This is a genomic window from Streptomyces sp. MMG1121 (assembly GCF_001280015.1).
In the GTDB taxonomy this organism is placed as follows: Bacteria; Actinomycetota; Actinomycetes; order Streptomycetales; family Streptomycetaceae; genus Streptomyces.
The window spans coordinates 25655-43751 of record NZ_LGDV01000195.1; the positions used below are offsets into that span (position 1 = coordinate 25655).

Below are 18097 nucleotides of genomic sequence, written 5' to 3' on the forward strand. Positions count from 1 at the left end.
CCGACCGGGGAGCGTTCACGTGACTCGTCGCAGCGCCGCTGGGTCAGGGACGGTGTGCCGCAGCGGGGCACCGCCACTGGGAGCCAGGCTCAGCGCCCGCGCCGGCGAGGGAACGTTCCGGCCGGTCGGCAAGGTGTGACCCGGGTGGGGCCCGGGTGCTCAGTAGACAACGGCTTTCGGTCGATCCGCAGCCAGCGGGTCCCAGGTCGGCCCGAAGGGCGCCGGGCCCCCATCCGCCGTGGCGGAAAGGTACCGGACGCGTGGCGGAAAGGTGCCGAAAAACGCGTTCTTACCCCGCTCTTGTGGAATCGACACCCCCATACGAACGATGTCGGCGCGTCTTGCCAGGCCGCGACCACTATGGTGGGACCCCTGTGTACGACCAGAAGGGGCAGCAGTGAACGACGGCGACGGGACCCTCGAGGCCAAGGGCCAGGGGAGGCAGTTCGGGCCGCTCGGCACGGCCTTGGTGATCATTCCGACCTACAACGAGGCGGAGAACATCAAGACCATCGTCGGCCGGGTGCGCAAGGCCGTCCCCGAGGCGCACGTACTGATCGCGGACGACAACAGCCCTGATGGCACGGGCAAGCTCGCCGACGAACTGGCCGCCTCCGACGATCACGTCCAGGTCATGCACCGCAAGGGCAAGGAAGGCCTCGGCGCCGCCTACCTCGCGGGCTTCCGCTGGGGCATGGAGCACGACTACGGCGTGCTGATCGAGATGGACGCCGACGGCTCCCACCAGCCCGAGGAACTGCCCCGGCTGCTCACCGCCCTCAAGAGCGCCGACCTGGTGCTCGGCTCCCGCTGGGTGCCCGGCGGCCGGGTGGTCAACTGGCCCAAGTCCCGCGAGTTCATCTCCCGTGGCGGCAGCCTCTACTCCCGCATTGCCCTCGACCTGCCGCTGCGCGACATCACCGGCGGCTACCGGGCCTTCCGGCGCGAGACGCTCGAAGGTCTGGGCCTGGGCGAGGTCGCCTCGCAGGGCTACTGCTTCCAGGTCGACCTGGCCCGCCGTGCGGTCAAGGCCGGTTTCCACGTCGTCGAGGTGCCGATCACGTTCGTCGAGCGCGAACTCGGCGACTCGAAGATGAGCAAGAACATCCTCGTCGAGGCGCTGTGGCGGGTCACCGCCTGGGGTGCCGGGGACCGCATCGCCAAGCTGAAGGGCAAGGGCAAGCCGGCCTGACGGCAGGCACAGGCCGCGGCTGATCAACCCCTTATCCCGTGCTGAGCCGGCGCCAGGCACACTGGGAGTATGACGACTGGCGCTCCGACCTCTCCGTACACGACCCGGCCCCGGCGGTCCAGGCTGCGCAGGTATCTGCCGCTGGGGATCGCCGCGTGGCTGGTGCTGGAGATCTGGCTGCTGACCCTGGTCGCGGGCGCGGCCGGCGGTCTCACCGTGTTCCTGCTGCTCGTCGCGGGCTTCGTCGCCGGTTCCGTGGTCATCAAGCGGGCCGGCCGCCGCGCCTTCCAGAGCCTCAACGAGGCCCTTCAGCAGGGCGGCTCCCCGGAGCGCGGTGGTGGCAACGGCCTGATGATGCTCGGCGGCCTGCTGCTGATGATCCCCGGCATGGTGTCCGACGTGGCGGGTCTCCTGCTGCTCCTGCCCCCGGTCCAGAAGGCCGTGAGCCGCTTCGCGGAGAACGCCCTGGAGAAGCGGTTGCGCACGGCGACCCCGGGCAGCCTGGGCGACGCCTTCCAGCAGGCCCGTATGCACCGCCCCGACGGCAAGGTCGTGCAGGGCGAGGTCATCCGCGAGGACCGGCCCGAGCCGGGCGGGCAGTATCCGCCGCTGACGCGCTGAGCGCCTCCCGAACCCGTACAAAACCGCGGGCGCCGTACGTGGGATTCACGTACGGCGCCCGCGGTGTACTCGTATGCGGTGCTATGCGGACTTACGGCTGTCCCGAGGGTGAACCGCGATGTTCATCGCCCCCGAGCGCAGAACCGCCAGGCGCTCCTCGAGGACCTCTTCGAGTTCCTCACGGGTGCGCCGCTCCATCAGCATGTCCCAGTGGGTACGCGCGGGCTTGGCCTTCTTCTCTTCAGGGCCGTCGCCGTCCACGAGGAGTGCCTGGGCCCCGCAGACCTTGCACTCCCACTCCGGCGGAATCTCCGCCTCGACCGAGAAGGGCATCTCGAAGCGATGCCCCTTCTCACATGCGTACTCCACGGCCTGGCGCGGGGCCAGGTCGATACCGCGGTCCGTCTCGTAGCTGGTCACCACGAGGCGCGTACCGCGAAGAGCTCGCTCACTCATGAATCGTGCCTCCCGGGCTTGTCGCCCACAGGACAGGTGTCGCTGTCGTCGTCATCCGGTCAACGTCCGGTCGGCGGTAAAGATTCCCGTTCCGAGTCCCGTTCCGGGTCATGCGTCGCCGTCGTAGCCGCCCCTTGTTGTACCCACCAGCGCCCGGTTTGTCACATCTACTAGCAGATGTCACCCGGCGTTTCTGCATCTTTGACGCGCAGTAACGGTACGCCTGGCAGGCCAAACGCGTACACTACCGCCCTTTCGTGCTGAGCGCTAAATCCGCGCTAGATCTTCCCCGGAACGGGGTTGCCCGCCTCGCCGATCGCGCGCCGTACCGGGACCCGGGCGAGCAGGGCGAAACCGATGACGAAGAAGGCCACCAGTGAGATGATCGCGGAGCGGTAGCTTCCGGTCAGCTGGTAGGTCACGCCGAACAGCAGCGGCCCGAGCCAGCTCATCCCGCGGTCGCTCATCTCGTACGCCGAGAAGTACTCGGCCTCCTTGCCGGGCGGCACGAGATGGGAGAACAGCGACCGGGACAGTGCCTGGCTGCCGCCGAGGACCAGACCGATCCCGGACGCCAGCACGAAGAACCACACCGGCGCCTTCGCGGGCAGGAAGTAGCCGGCCGCCAGCGTGAGCGTCCAGGCCACCAGCGAGCCCAGGATCGTCCGCTGCGCGCCGTGGGTCCGCGCCAGCCGTCCCATCGCCAGCGCCCCGGCCACCGCCAGCACCTGCACCAGCAGCACGGCCACGATAAGCGTCGACTGCCCGAGCCCCAGCTCCTGGGAGCCGTACACCGAGGCCTGGGAGATCACCGTCTGGATGCCGTCGTTGTAGACGAGGTACGCGAGCAGGAACGCCAGCGTCAGCGGATACCGGCGCATGTCCCTGAACGTCGCCGTGAACTGCCGCAGCCCGGGGGTGGTGGCGCGCTCCACGCGCGTGTGCCGGTCGCGCAGCCGGCGCAGCGGTACGAGCGTGAACGCGCCCCACCACAGACCCGCCGAGGCCAGGCAGATGCGCACGGCCGCCGACTCGGTCAGGCCGAAGGAGTCGTGCGCGGTGTACAGCACCAGGTTGGCCACGAGGACCGTGGAGCCCGCCGCGTAGCCGAAGGCCCAGCCCCGCGAGGAGATCGCGTCACGCTCCTCGGGCGGGGCGATCTGCGGCAGGTAGGAGTTGTAGAGCATCATCCCGACGGCCTGCGCCGCGTTGGCCACGACGAGGAGCACCCCGCCGAGCAGATACCGGTCACCGTCGAGGAAGAACATGCCCGTCGTCGCGGCAGCACCTGTGTAGGCCGCCGCCGCGAGCAGTGGTTTCTTGCGACCGGTGCGGTCGGCCGCGCTGCCCACGAGCGGCATCAGCACGACGGCGAGGATCACCGAGAGGGACACCGAGTAGGCGAAGAACGAGCCCGCGCGGACCGGTACGCCCAGCGGATGCACATAGCCGTCGGCGTCCGCGGCCCGCTCGGCGACCGCGGTGAGATAGGGCCCCAGGAAGACCGTCAGGACGCTGGTCGAATAGACCGAACAGGCCCAGTCGTAGACGTACCAGCCGCGCTGCTCGCGTCGCAGGGCGCCGGTCTCGTCCGCCGCCCCCGTGCGCACGGTGTCGATTCCCACCCGTGCCCTCGCTTCCCCGTGCTCCTGCGAAGGCTCGGGCCCTGGCGGCCGGGTGGTCAGACCCAGACGCCGCGGTCCTCCATGACCTTGCGCAACGTGTCGATGTGATCGGTCATGATGCCATCGACGCCCAGGTCCAGGAGCCGGTGCATGCGCTCCGGCTCGTTGATCGTCCACACGTGCACGTGCAGCCCGCGCGCGTGGGCGGCGCGGACGAAGCGTTCGTCGACCACCGGCACGCCGGACTGGGCCTCGGGCACCTGGGCGGCGACGGCGGAGCGGCGCACGGCGGCCGGCAGGCCCCATGAGCGCAGGCGCAGGCTGAGCACCCCGCGCGTGCCGAACGACGTGGCCAGGCGCGGCCCGGCCAGCCGCTGGGCGCGCAGCACGCGCGCCTCGGAGAAGGAGCCCACACAGACCCGGTGCCAGGCGTCCGTGCGCTCGATCAGGTCCAGCAGGGGCCGCAGAGCGGGCTCCGCCTTGACGTCGACGTTCCAGCGGACCTCGGGGAAGGTCTCCAGCAACTCCTCGAACAGCGGCACCGGTTCACGGCCCCCCACGCGCGCGTGCCGCACGTCCTCCCAGGGCAAATCCGCGATCCGGCCCGCCCCGTCGGTGACCCGGTCCAGGGTGGAGTCGTGGAAGGCGACGAGCCGGCCGTCGGCGGTCGCGTGCACGTCCGTCTCGATGTACCGGTAGCCCATCTCGACCGCGCGCCGGAACTGCACCACGGTGTTCTCGATCCCGTCTGCGGCCCCGCCCCGGTGGGCGAAGGCTATGGGGCCCGGGTGGTCGAGGTACGGGTGGCGGCGCGGCGGTGTCGTGAGGGTCACGGACGCAGTATCACTCGTTCCGGTGTCGCTGCGGCAACGACCGTGCTTCGGGTCGATGCCGCAGGGACGGCGAACACCCGCAGGAAGAGCTGGGCCAGCGGGCCGATGGACGCCGCGTACAGCACGGTGCCGATCCCGATGGTGCCTCCCAGGGCGAACCCGGTGGCCACCACCGCCACCTCGAGCAACGTCCGTATCAGCCGGACCGAACGGCCGGTGCGCCGGTGCAGCCCGGTCATCAGCCCGTCGCGCGGGCCGGGTCCGAAGCGCGCGGAGATGTACAGACCGGTCGCCGCGCCGTTCAGCACGATGCCCGCGAGCAGCAGCGGGACGCGTACGGCGAGGGAGTGCGCGTCCGGGACCAGCGCGAGGGTCCCGTCCAGCGCGAGGCCGACGGCGAAGACGTTGGAGACGGTGCCGAGGCCCGGGCGCTGGCGCAGTGGGATCCACAGCAGCAGCACCGCCGCGCCCACGATGATCGACACCACGCCGATGGTCAGCCCGGTCAGCTCCGCGAGCCCCTGGTGCAGCACGTTCCAGGGCTCCAGGCCCAGACCCGCCCGCACGAGCAGCGCGGAACTCGCGCCGTAGAGCGCGAGGCCGGCGTACAGCTGGATCAACCGTCGTCCGAGACGGTCCGGAGTGGACACGGGATACCCCCCTGGGTGGTGGCGGTGGCCTGACACATGACACTCTGTGGCGTGGGATGGAGAGTCATCCATGGCCAATTCGGGGAAGGTGGACTGATTGTCATGGCGCAGTGGACCTCTGCGATGGGTGCCGCGCAACTCGCCCGGCTGCTGAACTCCCAGCAGGACCGCCCGGCCGGCCCCGGCACCCGACGCCCGCCCGCCTACCGCGCCCTGGCCGACGGCGTCCGGCTGCTGGTGCTCGAAGGGCGCGTGCCGGTCGCCGCCCGCCTCCCCGCCGAGCGTGAACTCGCCCTCGCCCTGTCCGTGAGCCGCACCACCGTCGCGGCCGCGTACGAGGCGCTGCGCAGCGAGGGCTTCCTGGAGTCCCGGCGCGGCGCCGGCAGCTGGACGGCCGTACCGGCCGGGAACCCGATTCCGGCCCGCGGTCTCGAACCGCTGCCCCCGGAGGCGCTGGGCTCGGTGATCGACCTGGGCTGTGCCTCGCTGCCGGCCCCCGAGCCCTGGCTCACCCGGGCCGTGCAGGGCGCCCTGGAGGAACTGCCGCCGTACGCCCACACACATGGCGACTATCCGGCCGGGCTGCCCGCCCTGCGCGCGATGATCGCTGAGCGCTACACCGCGCGCGGGATCCCCACCATGCCCGAGCAGATCATGGTGACCACCGGCGCGATGGGCGCGATCGACGCGATCTGCCACCTGTTCGCGGGCCGCGGCGAGCGCATCGCCGTGGAGTCCCCGTCGTACGCCAACATCCTCCAGCTGATGCGTGAGGCCGGCGCCCGCCTGGTCCCCGTCGCGATGGCCGAGGGCCTCAGCGGCTGGGACATGGACCGCTGGCGCCAGGTGCTGCGCGAGGCCGCACCGCGCATCGCCTATGTGGTCGCCGACTTCCACAACCCCACCGGCGCGCTCGCCGACGACGACCAGCGGCGCCGGTTGGTGGACGCGGCACGCTCGGCCGGCACGGTGCTCGTCGCCGACGAGACGATGTCCGAACTGTGGCTGGACGACGACTTCGCGGGCATGCCGCGCCCGGTGTGCGGGTTCGACCCGGCCGGCTCCACGGTGATCACGGTCGGCTCGGCCAGCAAGGCGTTCTGGGCGGGCATGCGCATCGGCTGGGTGCGCGCGGCTCCGGACGTGATCCGCAGCCTGGTGGCCGCGCGCGCGTACGCAGACCTCGGCACCCCGGTGCTGGAACAACTGGCCGTCAACTGGCTCTTCAGCACCGGTGGTTGGGAGCAGGCGGTGCAGCTGCGCCGGGCCCAGGCCCGGGAGAACCGGGACGCGCTGGTGGCGGCGCTCCGCCGCTCACTGCCCAGCTGGGAGTTCGCGGTCCCGCAGGGCGGTCTGACCCTGTGGGTGCGCGCCGGCGGCCTCTCCGGATCCCGGCTCGCCGAAGCGGGCGAACGAACCGGCGTCCGCGTCCCCTCGGGCCCCCGCTTCGGCGTGGACGGCGCCTTCGAGGGCTATGTGCGGCTGCCGTTCACCGTGGGGGGAGCGGTGGCGGAGGAGGCGGCGGTCCGGCTGGCCGCGGCGGCCCGGCTGGTGGAGACGGGGGCGACGGGAGGCGCGGAGGCACCGCGGACGTTTGTGGCGTAGACCGAAGGCGCGCCCGTACGGGGTGCTGAGCACCGGTGCCTCACGAGGTCTCCACCCGCACCGCCTCCGCACTCACCGTCGGCTTCGTCAGATCCGTCGGCTCCGGAGGTTGCGCCGTCACGGCGATGGCCCGTGGCGGCAGCAGGTCCAGCACCGCCGCCCGGTCGGCATCGCTCGTGGCGTCGTCGTACGGATCCGGCGTGCGCGGCACCTGAAGGCGGTGCACCGGGCCGGAGCCCAGCCGGGCGTACCCGCGCCCCGGCGGCACCTGCCCCAGGGGCGTCGTGTGCGGCGGCACTCCCAGCACCGCCTCCACCTGCCGGGACGCGGCGGTCCCGAGCACCACACGCGCGCGTGTGTGCTGCCGGACCGCGTCGCTCAGCGCCTCCGCGGCCTCGAACTGCTCGGCCACGACGACGGTCACGTTCGCCGCGCGGCCGTGCCGCAGCGGCACCTGGAGGAGCGCCTGCGGGTCCTCGCGGCCCTCCGAGGCCGCGAGGTGCGTGAAGACGGACGGGCGGTCCAGCAGGATCCACAGGGGCCGCCGGGTGTCCGCCGGTGGCGGGTCGCCCGCCTGCCGGGCCAGATTGATGGCGATGAGCCGCCGCTCGGTCTCCTGCGTGGCCCACTCCAGACTCGCCAGCGCCCCGGGGAGGGCGCACTCGACGGCCAGGACGCCGTCCCGGCCGGTCAGGCACGCGTACTCGCCGGTGCCGCCGCCGTCGACGATCACGACGTCCCCGTGCCGCAGGGCCTGCACGGCGACGGTGCGCAGCAGGGTCGACACGCCGCTGCCGGGGTGGCCCATGGCCAGCAGGTGCGGCTCGGTGGAGCGGACGCCGGTGCGCCAGACGACCGGCGGGACGTCGATCTGTTCCTCTCCGTAGGACAGGGGAAGCGTGCGCTGGACCTCGCCCGGATCGGTGAAGCCGAGCACGGTCTCGCCCGGCGTGGTGACGAAGTGCTGGGCGGCGATGTCGGTGGGCAGCGGGGCGAGGGCGGTGACGGTGAGCCGGTTGGCCTCCTCGTCCCATGCGAAGCGGTACTCGCGGCCCCGGCCGGCCTTCGCGGTGAGCAACTGCTCGATCCGCGCGCGGGCCTCGGGCTCGCCGTCCGGGAAGTAGGCGGGGTAGCGGATCACGAGATGACCCACACGTCCGCCGTCGTCGAACTCGCAGTCCGCGAAGGCCTTCTCCCACTCCCCGTCGTACGCGTACAGCGGTGCCGGGTCCTCGGGGCTCGAGAAGTAGGGCACCAGTGCCTCGTAGAGGGACTGGAGCCGTTCGACCTGGGCCTCGTCCGGCCCCTCGGGGGCCGGCGGGGTGCGCTCGCGGCCGTGCCAGGCCGCCGTCGCCATCACGGTGATGACGGCGAGCAGCGGTCCGAACGGCACCAGCGCGACGACCATGACCACGGAGGCCACCAGGAACAGCAGTGGCCCACGCCTGTCCTTGGGGGTGTCCGCCCACTTGCGCCGCCCGGCCGAGGCCAGCCGGCGCAGCCCCCGGGTGACGGTGATCAGCGGGTGGAGGACGTCGGTGGCGCTGTCGGCCGCCGTCCGGGCCAGCTCCCGGCTCCGGGCGATCTGCGTCCGGGCGATCTGGGCGCTGTCCTTGCTCAGAATGCGGGGGAGAGGGCGCCGGGCCACTGCTGTCTCCTGTTGGTGTGTGCGTACGGGCGTGCGGGCGTGCGGGCGTGCGGACGGGACGGGCCGGGTCAGAACTTGATGCCGCCGAGCAGGCTCGCCAGGCTCTCGCCGCCGGCCTTGATGCTCGGGGCGATGCCCGTGCTGGCGAGGTAGAAGCCGAACAGGGCCGTCACCGTGGCGTGCGTGCCCTTGAGCCCGTCCTTGCGGAAGAACAGGAAAACGATGACGCCGAGAATCATGACGCCGGACATGGAGAGGATCATTTGAGACCTCCTGGTGTCGAGGTGGGGACAGTCACCATGAGTTCTTCCAGGATCACAGGATGTATCCATACGATTAAAGGTGCAATTGGGTTAAATCCGGCATATTTCCCCCGGTTGGCGGAACGGTTCAGCTCGTTGAGCAGGGTCGATGTCGCCCGATGGGGCTGAGGGGGATCTTTACCTCGGGCACATCGGGTCATGTGCCGCGCGAGCCAGTACGCTGTCGATTCACTCGTACGGCCGTGTTCCGCTCGCTGCCGTACGCTCCGTGCAGTCACCGAAGTTTCCAGGAGAGGCGGTCCCGTTGATGAGCGAAGCCCCCGACCCCGAGGTCGTGGAGCTGGCGACCAAGATCTTCGATCTGGCCCGGCAGGGGCAGACCGAGGCGCTCGTGGCGTACGTCGACGCGGGTGTTCCGGCCAACCTCACCAATGACCGCGGCGACTCACTGGTGATGCTGGCCGCCTATCACGGCCACGCCGACGCGGTGCGCGCGCTGCTCGCCCGCGGCGCGGCGGCGGACCACGTCAACGACCGAGGCCAGACCCCGCTCGCGGGTGCCGTCTTCAAGGGCGAGACCGACGTCATCAAGGCTCTCCTGGAAGGCGGAGCCGACCCCGCGGCGGGCACGCCGTCGGCCGTCGACACCGCCCGGATGTTCGGCAAGACGGAACTCCTGGAACTGTTCGGCGCGCACTGATGCACATGTCCTGACCAGGTACGACAAGGAAAACGGGGGAGGCGGTACGGGGCCGCCGGAAATACGGTCGCGGCAGCACACACCGCGGGTCATCATGGCGACGTGATTCACGGACGCGATGGCTGGGCAGGTGTTGCCGCACCGCGCGGGCCGTGATGCGGTCCGCATGGGCCACCGACGAGAGGCAGAGAGAAATGGTCTACAGCAAGCAAGAGACGGCGGGCGCTCCGACGTTGTGTCACGCGGCCAGGTAGTGCGTGTTCCCCGGTTGCGTCGACGCTTGATGTGAGGCTGTTTCCCATGTTCGATCCGTTCATAGCGCCGAGCGGTACGCTGCTCGGCCTGTTGCAGCGGGGCCGCGGCGACGGCACGCTGCACGCGCTCACCGCCCCGCGCGTGGAAGCGCTCGCGGCGCTGAACCAGTGCGTGCTGCGCGACCCCCGCCAGGACTGGCAGGTGGAGAACCGCTCCCTCTACTACGCGCGCCTGTACCTCGACCTGAATGGCGAGCTGGACGCGATCGCGGACCACCTCTTCGGTCCCGAGGACGTCCTCGACACCGACGAGTCCCGCACCGGCCTCGCCCTCGCCGTGCTCGGGCACCTCGCCTCCTACGGCAGGCGGGACGCGCTCGAACTGCTGCGCAGGTACGCCGCCCACGGTTCCAGCTGGGCCTGGGCCCTGGATGAACTGGCCCTCAGGGACGACGACGCGGGCCTGCGTGCCCTCGCCGCCCCCGTCCTGGCCCGTTTCGCCACCGATCCCGAGGGCGAGGCCGAGCTGGCCGTCGCCGTCCGGGACGCCTTCGAGCCGCGGCCGTGGCGGCTGTGGGCCAAGGATCCGCGCGAATCGATCGCCACGCGTGTGCGTGCCGCGCAGGAGACCGGCTGTTTCGACCGCTGGCAGCGGCAGATGCGGCCCACCGGTCCCCGGCCCGGATGGAGCGTGAGTGCCGTCTTCGAGTGGGCCCAGCAGGGCATGGACCGCGGCGCCGCCCTCCATGTGCCGGCCGCCCGCTGTCTGGTCGCCGTGGCCGGCCCCGAGGACCGGCCGGAGATCGTCCAGGCCGCCCGGACCGGCACCGACGGAGCCCGCTGCACCGCCCTGCGCTACCTCGCCGACAGCAACGACTCCGACGCCCTCGACCTGATCGAGGCCGCGGTCGCCGACGGCACGACGGTCGTCGTGGAGGCCGCCGTCGACGCCTTCGAACGGATGCGCAGCGTCGCCGCCGTCGACCGCGCCCGCCGCTGGGCCCAGCGCCCCGACCCCCTCGGTGCAGCCGCCGGCCGCATCCTCGCCTGCCGTGGCGCCGCGCGCGACGGCGACCTGGTCCTCGGCGCCCTCCGCGAAGCCGTACGCGGGGAGGGACCCGACGCACCCACCCTGTGGACCCTCGTCGACGGCGCCGGACGCCTCGGCATCGCCTGCGCGGCCCCCGTCCTGCGCCACGTCTACCGTGAGACGGCCTCCTCCCACCTCCGCGGCCGCGCCGCCCGCGCCCTGGCCGCCACCGATCCCTCCTTCGCCACCGGCTTCGCCGTCGAATGCCTGTGGGACTGCGAGGAGACCACCCGCGAGATCGCCGCCCGGCACGCCGAGACCGGCGACGCCCGGGTCGTGGAGCGCCTGCGCCGCCTGGCCGCCGACCCGGCCGAGGAGGACGAGGTACAGACGGCGGTACGCAGCCGCATCGGCCCCGACGCCGCCACCGGCTGACACCCCAGATACGCATACGGCCCGGGCGGACGACCGCCCGCCGGATGAACAGCGGGTGACCCGCGGGTCAGGCGGCCATGACGGCCGGCTGACCCGCTCGGGTGTGCAGCCCAACGCTCATGGGACGTTCCCCGAGCGGAAAGATCGACGTTGACGCGGCCACGTCCAGCGCGGCGACAACACCCGTATGCGTGTCGTCATCGTGACCGAATCCTTTCCCCCCGATGTGAACGGCGTGGCCCACTGCGCGCTCCAGACCGCCCGGCACCTCGTAGATCGCGGTCACTCCCCGCTCGTCGTCGCGCCGGCCACAGCCCCCGGCAGCGCACCGGACACGGACGCCCCGTGCCCGGTCGTCCGTGTCCCCTCCCTCCCCCTTCCCGGCTACCACCAGGTCCGCGTCGCCCTCCCCAGCCGACGCCTCGCCGCGGCTCTGCTCGATCACCGCGCCGACCTTGTCCATCTCGCCAGTCCCTTCGTCCTCGGCGTCCGCGGCATGGCCGCCGCCGCCCGGCTCGGCATCCCCGCCGTCGCCGTGTACCAGACCGATCTCGCCGGGTACGCGCGTACGTACATGGGTGCCGGAGAGGCCGCGGCCTGGCGGCGGATCCGCTCCGTGCACGCCGCGGCCGACCGCACCCTGGCCCCCTCCAGCGCCGCCCTCGCCGACCTCGAGGCTCATGGCGTGCCCCGGGTGCGGCTGTGGCCGCGCGGCGTGGACACCGTACGTTTCAAGCCAGAGCACCGTGACGAGGCACTGCGCCGCGAACTCGCCCCGAACGGCGAGCTGATCGTCGGCTACGTCGGCCGGCTCGCCCCTGAGAAGCACGTCGAACTGCTCGCCGGTGTCTGCGGGCTGGAGGGCGTGCGGGTCGTGGTCGTCGGCGACGGGCCGAGCCACGCCCATCTGACCGAGGCGCTTCCCGGCGCCGTGTTCCTCGGCCGCCGCACCGGCGACGAGCTCGCCCGGATCTTCGCCTCGCTGGACGTGTTCGCGCACACCGGCCCCTTCGAGACGTTCTGCCAGACCGTCCAGGAGGCCATGGCCAGCGGCGTCCCGGTCGTCGCGCCCGCCGCCGGCGGCCCGCTCGACCTGGTCGCCCACGGGCGCACCGGACTGCTCGTCCCGCCGTGCGACGCCGCCGCCGTCACGGAGGCGGTGCGCACCCTGGCCGCCGACCCCGAACGGCGGGCCGCCCACGGCGTCGCCGCCCGCACGATGGTCGAGGGCCGCACCTGGGCCGCCGTCGGTGACCAGCTGATCGGCCACTACGACGACGTGCTCGCGGCCCGCAGGACGGCGGTGGCGGCATGACCGGCCCGTCCCTGCGCATCGTCCGGCTCGCCAACTTCGTCGCCCCCGCCTCCGGCGGCCTGCGCACCGCCCTGCGCGAACTGGGCAAGGGTTTCCGGGCCGCCGGCCACGAGCCGGTGCTGATCGTGCCCGGCGAACGGCACACCGACCAGGACACCGAACAGGGTCGGGTCATCACCCTGCCCGGCCCGTCGCTGCCCGGCACCGGCGGCTACCGCGTCCTCACCGACAAGCGGCGCGTGGCCGCCGTCCTGGAGGAGCTGGCCCCGGACCGGCTGGAGGTCTCCGACCGGACGACCCTGCGCTGGACCGGCCGCTGGGCCCGCCGCGCGCGCGTGCCCGCCGTGATGGTCTCCCACGAGACCGCCGACGGCGTGCTGCGCACCTGGGGCCTCTCGCAGAACCTGTCCCGCCGGGCCGCCGACGCCCTCAACACCCGTACCGCGCACGTCTACTCGCGGGTGGTGTGCACCACGGAGTTCGCCGAGCGCGAGTTCGTGCGCATCGGCGCGCGCAACGTCGTACGCGCCCCTCTGGGCGTCGACCTGATGACACGCCACCCCGCGCTGCGCGACCCCGGGGTGCGTGGCGAGTACGCGCGCGTGGACGAGGCGCTGCTCGTGATGTGCTCGCGGCTGTCCGTCGAGAAGCGTCCCGGCACCGCCCTCGACGCCCTGGAGGCACTGCTGCGGCGCGGACGGCGGGCGGTGCTGGTGGTCGCCGGGGACGGGCCGCTGCGGGCCCGGCTGGAACAGCGCGCGCGGGAGCGGGGGCTGCCGGTGACCTTCCTCGGGCACGTCTCCGACCGGGCCCTGCTCGGGGCGCTCCAGGCATCCGCCGACGTCGCCCTCGCACCCGGGCCCGCGGAGACCTTCGGGCTGGCCGCCCTGGAGGCCATGGCCTGCGGCACGCCTGTCGTGGCGAGCGCGTCCTCCGCGCTGCCCGAGGTGATCGGCGCCGCGGGCGCGACCGCGGCCGACCGGGGCGAGGCCTTCGCCGACGCCGTCGACACGCTCCTGGACCGGGGCGAGCGCGAGCGCCGTGAGGCCGCACGCGCGCGTGCGGAGTGCTTCGGCTGGGGTACGGCCGTGGAGGCGTTCCTGGCGGCCCACGACGCCGAGGTGCTGCGCCGCGTGGACACCGGACGCACCGTGCCGGAGGGCGTGGCATGAGAGCCGTCCGTTTCGTCGCCCTCGGTGACTCCCTGACCGAGGGCGTGGGCGACCCCGTCACCGAAGGGTGGCGGGGCTGGGCCGCGCTGCTGGCGCCGTCGCTCGCCGGGGCGGTGGAGTTCACCAACCTCGCCGTCAGCGGGGCGCAGACCCGGGACGTGCTGGAACGGCAGACCCCGGCCGCCCTCGAACTCCGCCCGGACATCGCGTCCGTGGTCATAGGCGTCAACGACACCCTGCGCCACACCTTCGACATCCGCGCGGTGGCCGCCCATCTCGACGAGGCCTACGCGGCCCTCACCCGGCAGGGCGCCACCCTGCTCACCGCCTGTCTGCCCGACCCCGGCGCGATGCTGGGCCTCCCGGGCGCCCTCGCCCGCCCGCTGGCCCGGCGGCAGCGCGCGGTCAACACGGTCGTCCACGCGCTGTCCGAGCGGTACGGCGCCGTCCACCTGCACGCGGCGGGCGGCGCCTGGATCACCGACCGGGCCCTGTGGAGCGCGGACCGGCTCCATCCGGGCGAGCGCGGGCACCGGCAGCTCGCCGTCCGCTTCCACGCCCTGCTCGCCGAGGCGGGCCGGGCGGGTGGCCAACCGCCCTCGTCCGAGCCGGAGTTCCCCGTACCGACCCGCGCAGCGAGCCTGCTGTGGCTGGCCACCGCGGGCACCGGCTGGGTGGTCCGGCGGTGCAAGGACCTGTTGCCCCAACTGCTGCGCCTCGCCGCCGACGAGATGCGCCACCGGGCGAAGGGGACCGGTGCCCACCTCGACCTGAGCGCGTCGGCGGCGGTGGCCGCGGCCCTGGCCGCCTTGCCGGAGCCACCGGTCGAGGACGCCGGGGTCACGCTGCGCCGCACCGTCCCCGTCCCGAACCGCACCGCGGCGCCCGAGGGCACCGCCCACCGCGAGGGTGCGGAGGTGGTGGCGAACGGCGTCGGGTAGCGGAGCGTACGGGGCCGAAGGGCCGGGATGCCGGGCCGCACGGCTCGGATAGTGAATCGTTCAACGATCCGGCGATCCCCATGTTGTCTCGTTCCGGCTGTCTGCGATTGAATTCCCGGCATGACAGAGCAGCTGACGGGACTGGCCGGCGACCGGGCGCTCCTCGGGCGTACGAGCACGGCGGAGCGGGTGTCGGACATCCTCCGCAGCCGTATCGCCGAGGGGTACTTCCCGCCCGGCACCCGGCTGTCGGAGGACGGCATCGGCGGGGCGCTCGGGGTCTCCCGCAACACGCTGCGCGAGGCCTTCCGGCTGCTCACCCATGAACGCCTGCTGGTGCACGAGCTCAACCGGGGCGTGTTCGTCCGGGTCCTGACCGTCGAGGACGTCGAGGACATCTACCGCGCGCGTGCCCTGGTCGAATGCGCCGTCGTCCGCGGACTCGGCGAGCCGCCGTACCCGCTGGACGCGCTCGCCGCGGCGGTCGCCGAGGGCGAGAAGGCGGCCGCCGGCAGCGACTGGAAGGTGCTGGGCACCGCCAACATCCACTTCCACCGGGAACTGGTCGCCCTCGCCGGCAGCGAACGCACCGACGAACTGATGCGCAGCGTCTTCGCCGAGCTGCGGCTCGCCTTCCACGTCGTGGACGACCCGCGCCGGCTGCACGAGCCGTACCTCGCCCGCAACCGCCAGATCCTTCAGACGCTCCAGGCCGGCGACCGGCACGCGGCGGAACGGCTGCTGGAGACCTATCTCGCGGACTCGCTGGAACGGGTCGTGGAGGTGTACCGGCGGCGCGTCGGCGAGGACGCCGCCGGACCCTCCTGAGCTGCTGTGACCCCCGTCGCTTCTGCGTCGTTTGGGTTGATGTCAGACCGAGGACCTAGTCTGTGCACCGTGACTTCGCCTGCATCGACGGACAGCGTTCCGCCCCAGCTCAGCGCGGGGCCGCGCCCGGCTCCGGGCCCGGCCGCCGACGAAGGGCTGGCGCGGCGGCTGCGCGCGCTCGCCTGCACCGCGCCGCTGCACGACCTGGACGCGCGCAAGGCCAACCTGGCCGGTGAGTACTCGGTGTACGGGATGGCCGAGGTGGCCCTCGCCGCCATCGACCTCGTCACGCTCAACATGGACTTCGACACCGGCGCCGACCACGAGCAGATCGTGGCCCGGCTGATCCCGCGCATCGCCGCCCAGGCCCCGCACCGGCCGGCCGCCGAGCACGAGCGCGTGGCCCGCTGGGTCCTGGAGAACCTGATCAACGTCGGCAGTGTCGACCGCGGCTTCCGCGCGGTGTACGGCACCTTCGGCCCGGACGGCACGTACGTGCGCCGGGACTACGACTTCAAGCTGATCGAAGAGGTCCCCGGCCCCGGCGGCACTGTCTACCTGCGCACGACCGACGAGGCGGTCAACGTCCTGGTCGGCGCCCTGGACACCGACGTCACCAGCGCCCAGATCGCCGCCGAGGTCAAGCTGGAGGTGCTGATCAGCCGCGGTCGCCTCGCCGACGCCCAGCTCGCCGCCGAACAGGCCCGCTACCGCACGGTGCAGTACTCCGAGACCCTGCGCCGGGCCCTGGAGGCCACCCGGCGCAACGTCCGCGCGGTCGACTGGCTGAGCGCCGTGCCCGACATGATCGCCGAGGCCCTGGAGCACGTCGCCGACCGCTATCGGCACGAGAACGCGATCCTCACCAACATCCGCAAGGCCCGCGACGAGACCGAGGAGCCCGAGCACAAGCGCCGGGCCGCCGAACTCGTCGACATCGTCAAGGACTGCATCCGCCGCCACACCCAGCTCCAGTCGCGCCTGCTGGAGGCGGGCCCGCTGTTCCGCGCCGAGCAGGACCGGCAGGCTTTCGCCACGCCGGCCACGACGTCCGGGACGGACCTGTACGGCCATCTCCTCGCCCCCGTCCTGCCACTGCCCCTGGAGCAGGCGATCCGGGTCACGGACGCGTTCTTCGCCCAGGGCACGGGACTGCGGACACCGGTCTGCGTGCGCGTGGCGGACCTCGTCGACATACTGCTGACGCCGCCCGTCGAGCGGGAGCACCTGGGCGCCGAGATGCCCGAGCCCGACCTGATCGCCACACCGGACGACAGCCGGTTCAGCGAGGAGCAACTGGCCGCCGCGACGGAACTGCTGGACCTTCCGGCCGACGCGCCGCGCAGACTGTCGGGGCTGCTGGCCGAGGCCCGGCGCACCGGGGATCCCGATCTGGCCTACCTGGTGGCCCTGTTGGCGGTCCACGCGGCCAGTCCCGCCGTCGGCACCGCCTACCGGCAGGGCGAGGAGAAGCTGTTGTTCGCCGTCGACGACGGGACCGAGCTGGACGATCCCGAGTTCGGCGGTGCCGACCTGATCGTCGGGACCGCGCTGCTGGACGCGGCGGGGATGGCGGCGGACCGGACGGAAGCAGCATGAGTGAGCAAGCACGCGACAAGGAGCCCCAACCGTGACCGAGCACGTCGACCGGAGTGAGCCCGAGCCCGCCGCCGCGCCGGCCGGTTCCGCCGTCACCCCCGCCGACGCCGCCGACGCGGCGCGGCTCGTCGCCTTCGGACTGCAGCCCAAACTGCAGCCCGCGCGGGACCAGGAGTACACGGAACTGCTGCGCCGGTACCGCGAGGACCCGGCGTTCGCGCGGCTCGCCGACGCCGTCGCCGCCGGGCTGGGGCTCGTCGTGCTGGAGGTGTCCCCGCGCGCGGGGATGGCCGTCACGGCCGCCGAGGATTCGGTGTTCGCCGTCCGCATGGGCGACTACGCGCGTCGCACCGCCGCCGACGCCGGCGACCGCTTCCTGCACGGGCTCGCCCATCTCGCCGTCGCCGCGCTGGCGTTCCCGCGCCCGGAGGACCTGGCCGACGACTCCTACATCGGCCGCGTCACGGTCAACGGAGTCGACGCCTTCGTCCGGCAGGCCTGCCGGCGTCTGGAGGAGCGGGCCGAGGAGCAGGGCGAGAACACCGACCCGGCGACCGACGCGCCGGACCTGGAGGCCGCCTGGCGGATCTGGGCCAGACGCAGTGCCACCGGCGCCACCAAGGACGCCCGCCGGCCGGCCGCCTCCACCACCGGCATCGTCGCGAAGGCCCTGGCGTTCCTCACCGAATCGGGCTTCCTGCAGCGCACCGGCGACGACAGCGGCGGCACCTACCGCACCACGGCCCGCTACCAGCTCCAGGTCCGCGACATGGCCGGCACCGCCGCCATGGCCGAACTGCTCGAGCTGGGCGTCGTCCCGGTGACCGACGGCACGGCCAGCCTGATGCCGGCCGAGGAGACCGCGGACCTGGAGCTGGTGGCCGACGCCGGACTGCCGTTCCACTCCTGACGCTCCCAGGGGCGCCCCGC

Annotated in this window: 17 protein-coding genes; 11 read left to right on the forward strand and 6 right to left on the reverse strand. The window is 72.8% G+C overall.

Features of this window, described 5'->3' with window-relative positions; translation table 11 throughout:
* Positions 1–397: 397 nt before the first annotated feature.
* Positions 398–1192, forward strand: a complete 795-nt coding sequence (locus tag ADK64_RS22745) for a polyprenol monophosphomannose synthase (protein ID WP_053661695.1) — start codon at positions 398–400, stop codon at positions 1190–1192.
* Positions 1193–1261: 69 nt separating this feature from the next.
* Positions 1262–1813, forward strand: a complete 552-nt coding sequence (gene fxsA, locus ADK64_RS22750; RefSeq protein WP_053661696.1) for an FxsA family membrane protein — start codon at positions 1262–1264, stop codon at positions 1811–1813.
* Between the two features lie 81 nt (positions 1814–1894).
* On the opposite strand, the gene ADK64_RS22755 is transcribed toward fxsA, so the two are convergent.
* The 4 genes from ADK64_RS22755 to ADK64_RS22770 form a co-directional block, all read right to left on the reverse strand.
* On the reverse strand, positions 1895–2269 hold the full coding sequence (locus ADK64_RS22755; RefSeq protein ID WP_003977404.1) for an RNA polymerase-binding protein RbpA: 375 nt from the start codon (positions 2267–2269) through the stop codon (positions 1895–1897).
* Positions 2270–2547: 278 nt separating this feature from the next.
* Positions 2548–3894 (reverse strand): MFS transporter, encoded by a 1347-nt coding sequence (locus tag ADK64_RS22760; RefSeq protein ID WP_053661697.1) that lies wholly within the window; start codon positions 3892–3894, stop codon positions 2548–2550.
* 56 nt (positions 3895–3950) lie between these two features.
* Positions 3951–4727, reverse strand: a complete 777-nt coding sequence (locus tag ADK64_RS22765; RefSeq protein WP_053661698.1) for a glycerophosphodiester phosphodiesterase — start codon at positions 4725–4727, stop codon at positions 3951–3953.
* Positions 4724–5377 carry a YczE/YyaS/YitT family protein gene (locus ADK64_RS22770; protein WP_053661699.1) on the reverse strand — a complete coding sequence of 218 codons (654 nt, stop codon included), beginning with the start codon at positions 5375–5377 and terminating at the stop codon, positions 4724–4726. Before ADK64_RS22770 ends, ADK64_RS22765 begins: the two co-directional genes overlap by 4 nt.
* A 102-nt stretch (positions 5378–5479) precedes the next feature.
* On the opposite strand from ADK64_RS22770, the gene ADK64_RS22775 reads away from it, so the two are divergent.
* On the forward strand, positions 5480–6982 hold the full coding sequence (locus tag ADK64_RS22775; protein ID WP_053661700.1) for a PLP-dependent aminotransferase family protein: 1503 nt from the start codon (positions 5480–5482) through the stop codon (positions 6980–6982).
* A 40-nt stretch (positions 6983–7022) separates the two neighbouring features.
* Here ADK64_RS22775 and ADK64_RS22780 read toward each other — a convergent pair whose 3' ends face one another.
* Entirely contained in the window at positions 7023–8630 is a 1608-nt protein-coding gene (locus tag ADK64_RS22780) for an ATP-binding protein (protein WP_053661701.1), read from the reverse strand.
* 68 nt (positions 8631–8698) lie between these two features.
* Complete coding sequence (locus ADK64_RS22785) at positions 8699–8893, reverse strand: hypothetical protein (RefSeq protein ID WP_053661702.1); 195 nt, start codon at positions 8891–8893, stop codon at positions 8699–8701.
* Positions 8894–9200: 307 nt separating this feature from the next.
* Between ADK64_RS22785 and ADK64_RS22790 the strand changes: the two genes are divergently transcribed.
* From ADK64_RS22790 to ADK64_RS22825, 8 genes are all read left to right on the forward strand, one after another.
* Positions 9201–9593 (forward strand): ankyrin repeat domain-containing protein, encoded by a 393-nt coding sequence (locus ADK64_RS22790; RefSeq protein ID WP_053661703.1) that lies wholly within the window; start codon positions 9201–9203, stop codon positions 9591–9593.
* A gap of 300 nt (positions 9594–9893) precedes the next feature.
* Positions 9894–11312, forward strand: a complete 1419-nt coding sequence (locus tag ADK64_RS22795; protein WP_053661704.1) for a HEAT repeat domain-containing protein — start codon at positions 9894–9896, stop codon at positions 11310–11312.
* A 187-nt stretch (positions 11313–11499) separates the two neighbouring features.
* Entirely contained in the window at positions 11500–12627 is a 1128-nt protein-coding gene (locus ADK64_RS22800; RefSeq protein WP_053661705.1) for a glycosyltransferase family 4 protein, read from the forward strand.
* Positions 12624–13799, forward strand: a complete 1176-nt coding sequence (locus ADK64_RS22805; RefSeq protein WP_053661706.1) for a glycosyltransferase — start codon at positions 12624–12626, stop codon at positions 13797–13799. Before ADK64_RS22800 ends, ADK64_RS22805 begins: the two co-directional genes overlap by 4 nt.
* Positions 13796–14740, forward strand: coding sequence for an SGNH/GDSL hydrolase family protein (locus tag ADK64_RS22810; protein WP_078992792.1), 945 nt, complete (start codon positions 13796–13798; stop codon positions 14738–14740). Before ADK64_RS22805 ends, ADK64_RS22810 begins: the two co-directional genes overlap by 4 nt.
* A gap of 120 nt (positions 14741–14860) precedes the next feature.
* Positions 14861–15568, forward strand: coding sequence for a GntR family transcriptional regulator (locus tag ADK64_RS22815; protein ID WP_053661707.1), 708 nt, complete (start codon positions 14861–14863; stop codon positions 15566–15568).
* Between the two features lie 69 nt (positions 15569–15637).
* Positions 15638–17167 (forward strand): hypothetical protein, encoded by a 1530-nt coding sequence (locus ADK64_RS22820; protein WP_053661708.1) that lies wholly within the window; start codon positions 15638–15640, stop codon positions 17165–17167.
* Between the two features lie 31 nt (positions 17168–17198).
* Positions 17199–18077 (forward strand): hypothetical protein, encoded by an 879-nt coding sequence (locus tag ADK64_RS22825; protein ID WP_053661709.1) that lies wholly within the window; start codon positions 17199–17201, stop codon positions 18075–18077.
* The last annotated feature ends 20 nt before the right edge of the window (positions 18078–18097 follow it).

Coding starts and splice junctions, on each gene's coding strand:
- fxsA (WP_053661696.1), top strand. CDS start 1,262: ATGACGACTGGCGCTCCGACCTCTCCGTACACGACCCGGCCCCGGCGG.
- ADK64_RS22800 (WP_053661705.1), top strand. CDS start 11,500: ATGCGTGTCGTCATCGTGACCGAATCCTTTCCCCCCGATGTGAACGGC.
- ADK64_RS22790 (WP_053661703.1), top strand. CDS start 9,201: ATGAGCGAAGCCCCCGACCCCGAGGTCGTGGAGCTGGCGACCAAGATC.
- ADK64_RS22805 (WP_053661706.1), top strand. CDS start 12,624: ATGACCGGCCCGTCCCTGCGCATCGTCCGGCTCGCCAACTTCGTCGCC.
- ADK64_RS22810 (WP_078992792.1), top strand. CDS start 13,796: ATGAGAGCCGTCCGTTTCGTCGCCCTCGGTGACTCCCTGACCGAGGGC.
- ADK64_RS22815 (WP_053661707.1), top strand. CDS start 14,861: ATGACAGAGCAGCTGACGGGACTGGCCGGCGACCGGGCGCTCCTCGGG.
- ADK64_RS22755 (WP_003977404.1), bottom strand. CDS start 2,269: ATGAGTGAGCGAGCTCTTCGCGGTACGCGCCTCGTGGTGACCAGCTAC.
- ADK64_RS22785 (WP_053661702.1), bottom strand. CDS start 8,893: ATGATCCTCTCCATGTCCGGCGTCATGATTCTCGGCGTCATCGTTTTC.
- ADK64_RS22775 (WP_053661700.1), top strand. CDS start 5,480: ATGGCGCAGTGGACCTCTGCGATGGGTGCCGCGCAACTCGCCCGGCTG.
- ADK64_RS22795 (WP_053661704.1), top strand. CDS start 9,894: ATGTTCGATCCGTTCATAGCGCCGAGCGGTACGCTGCTCGGCCTGTTG.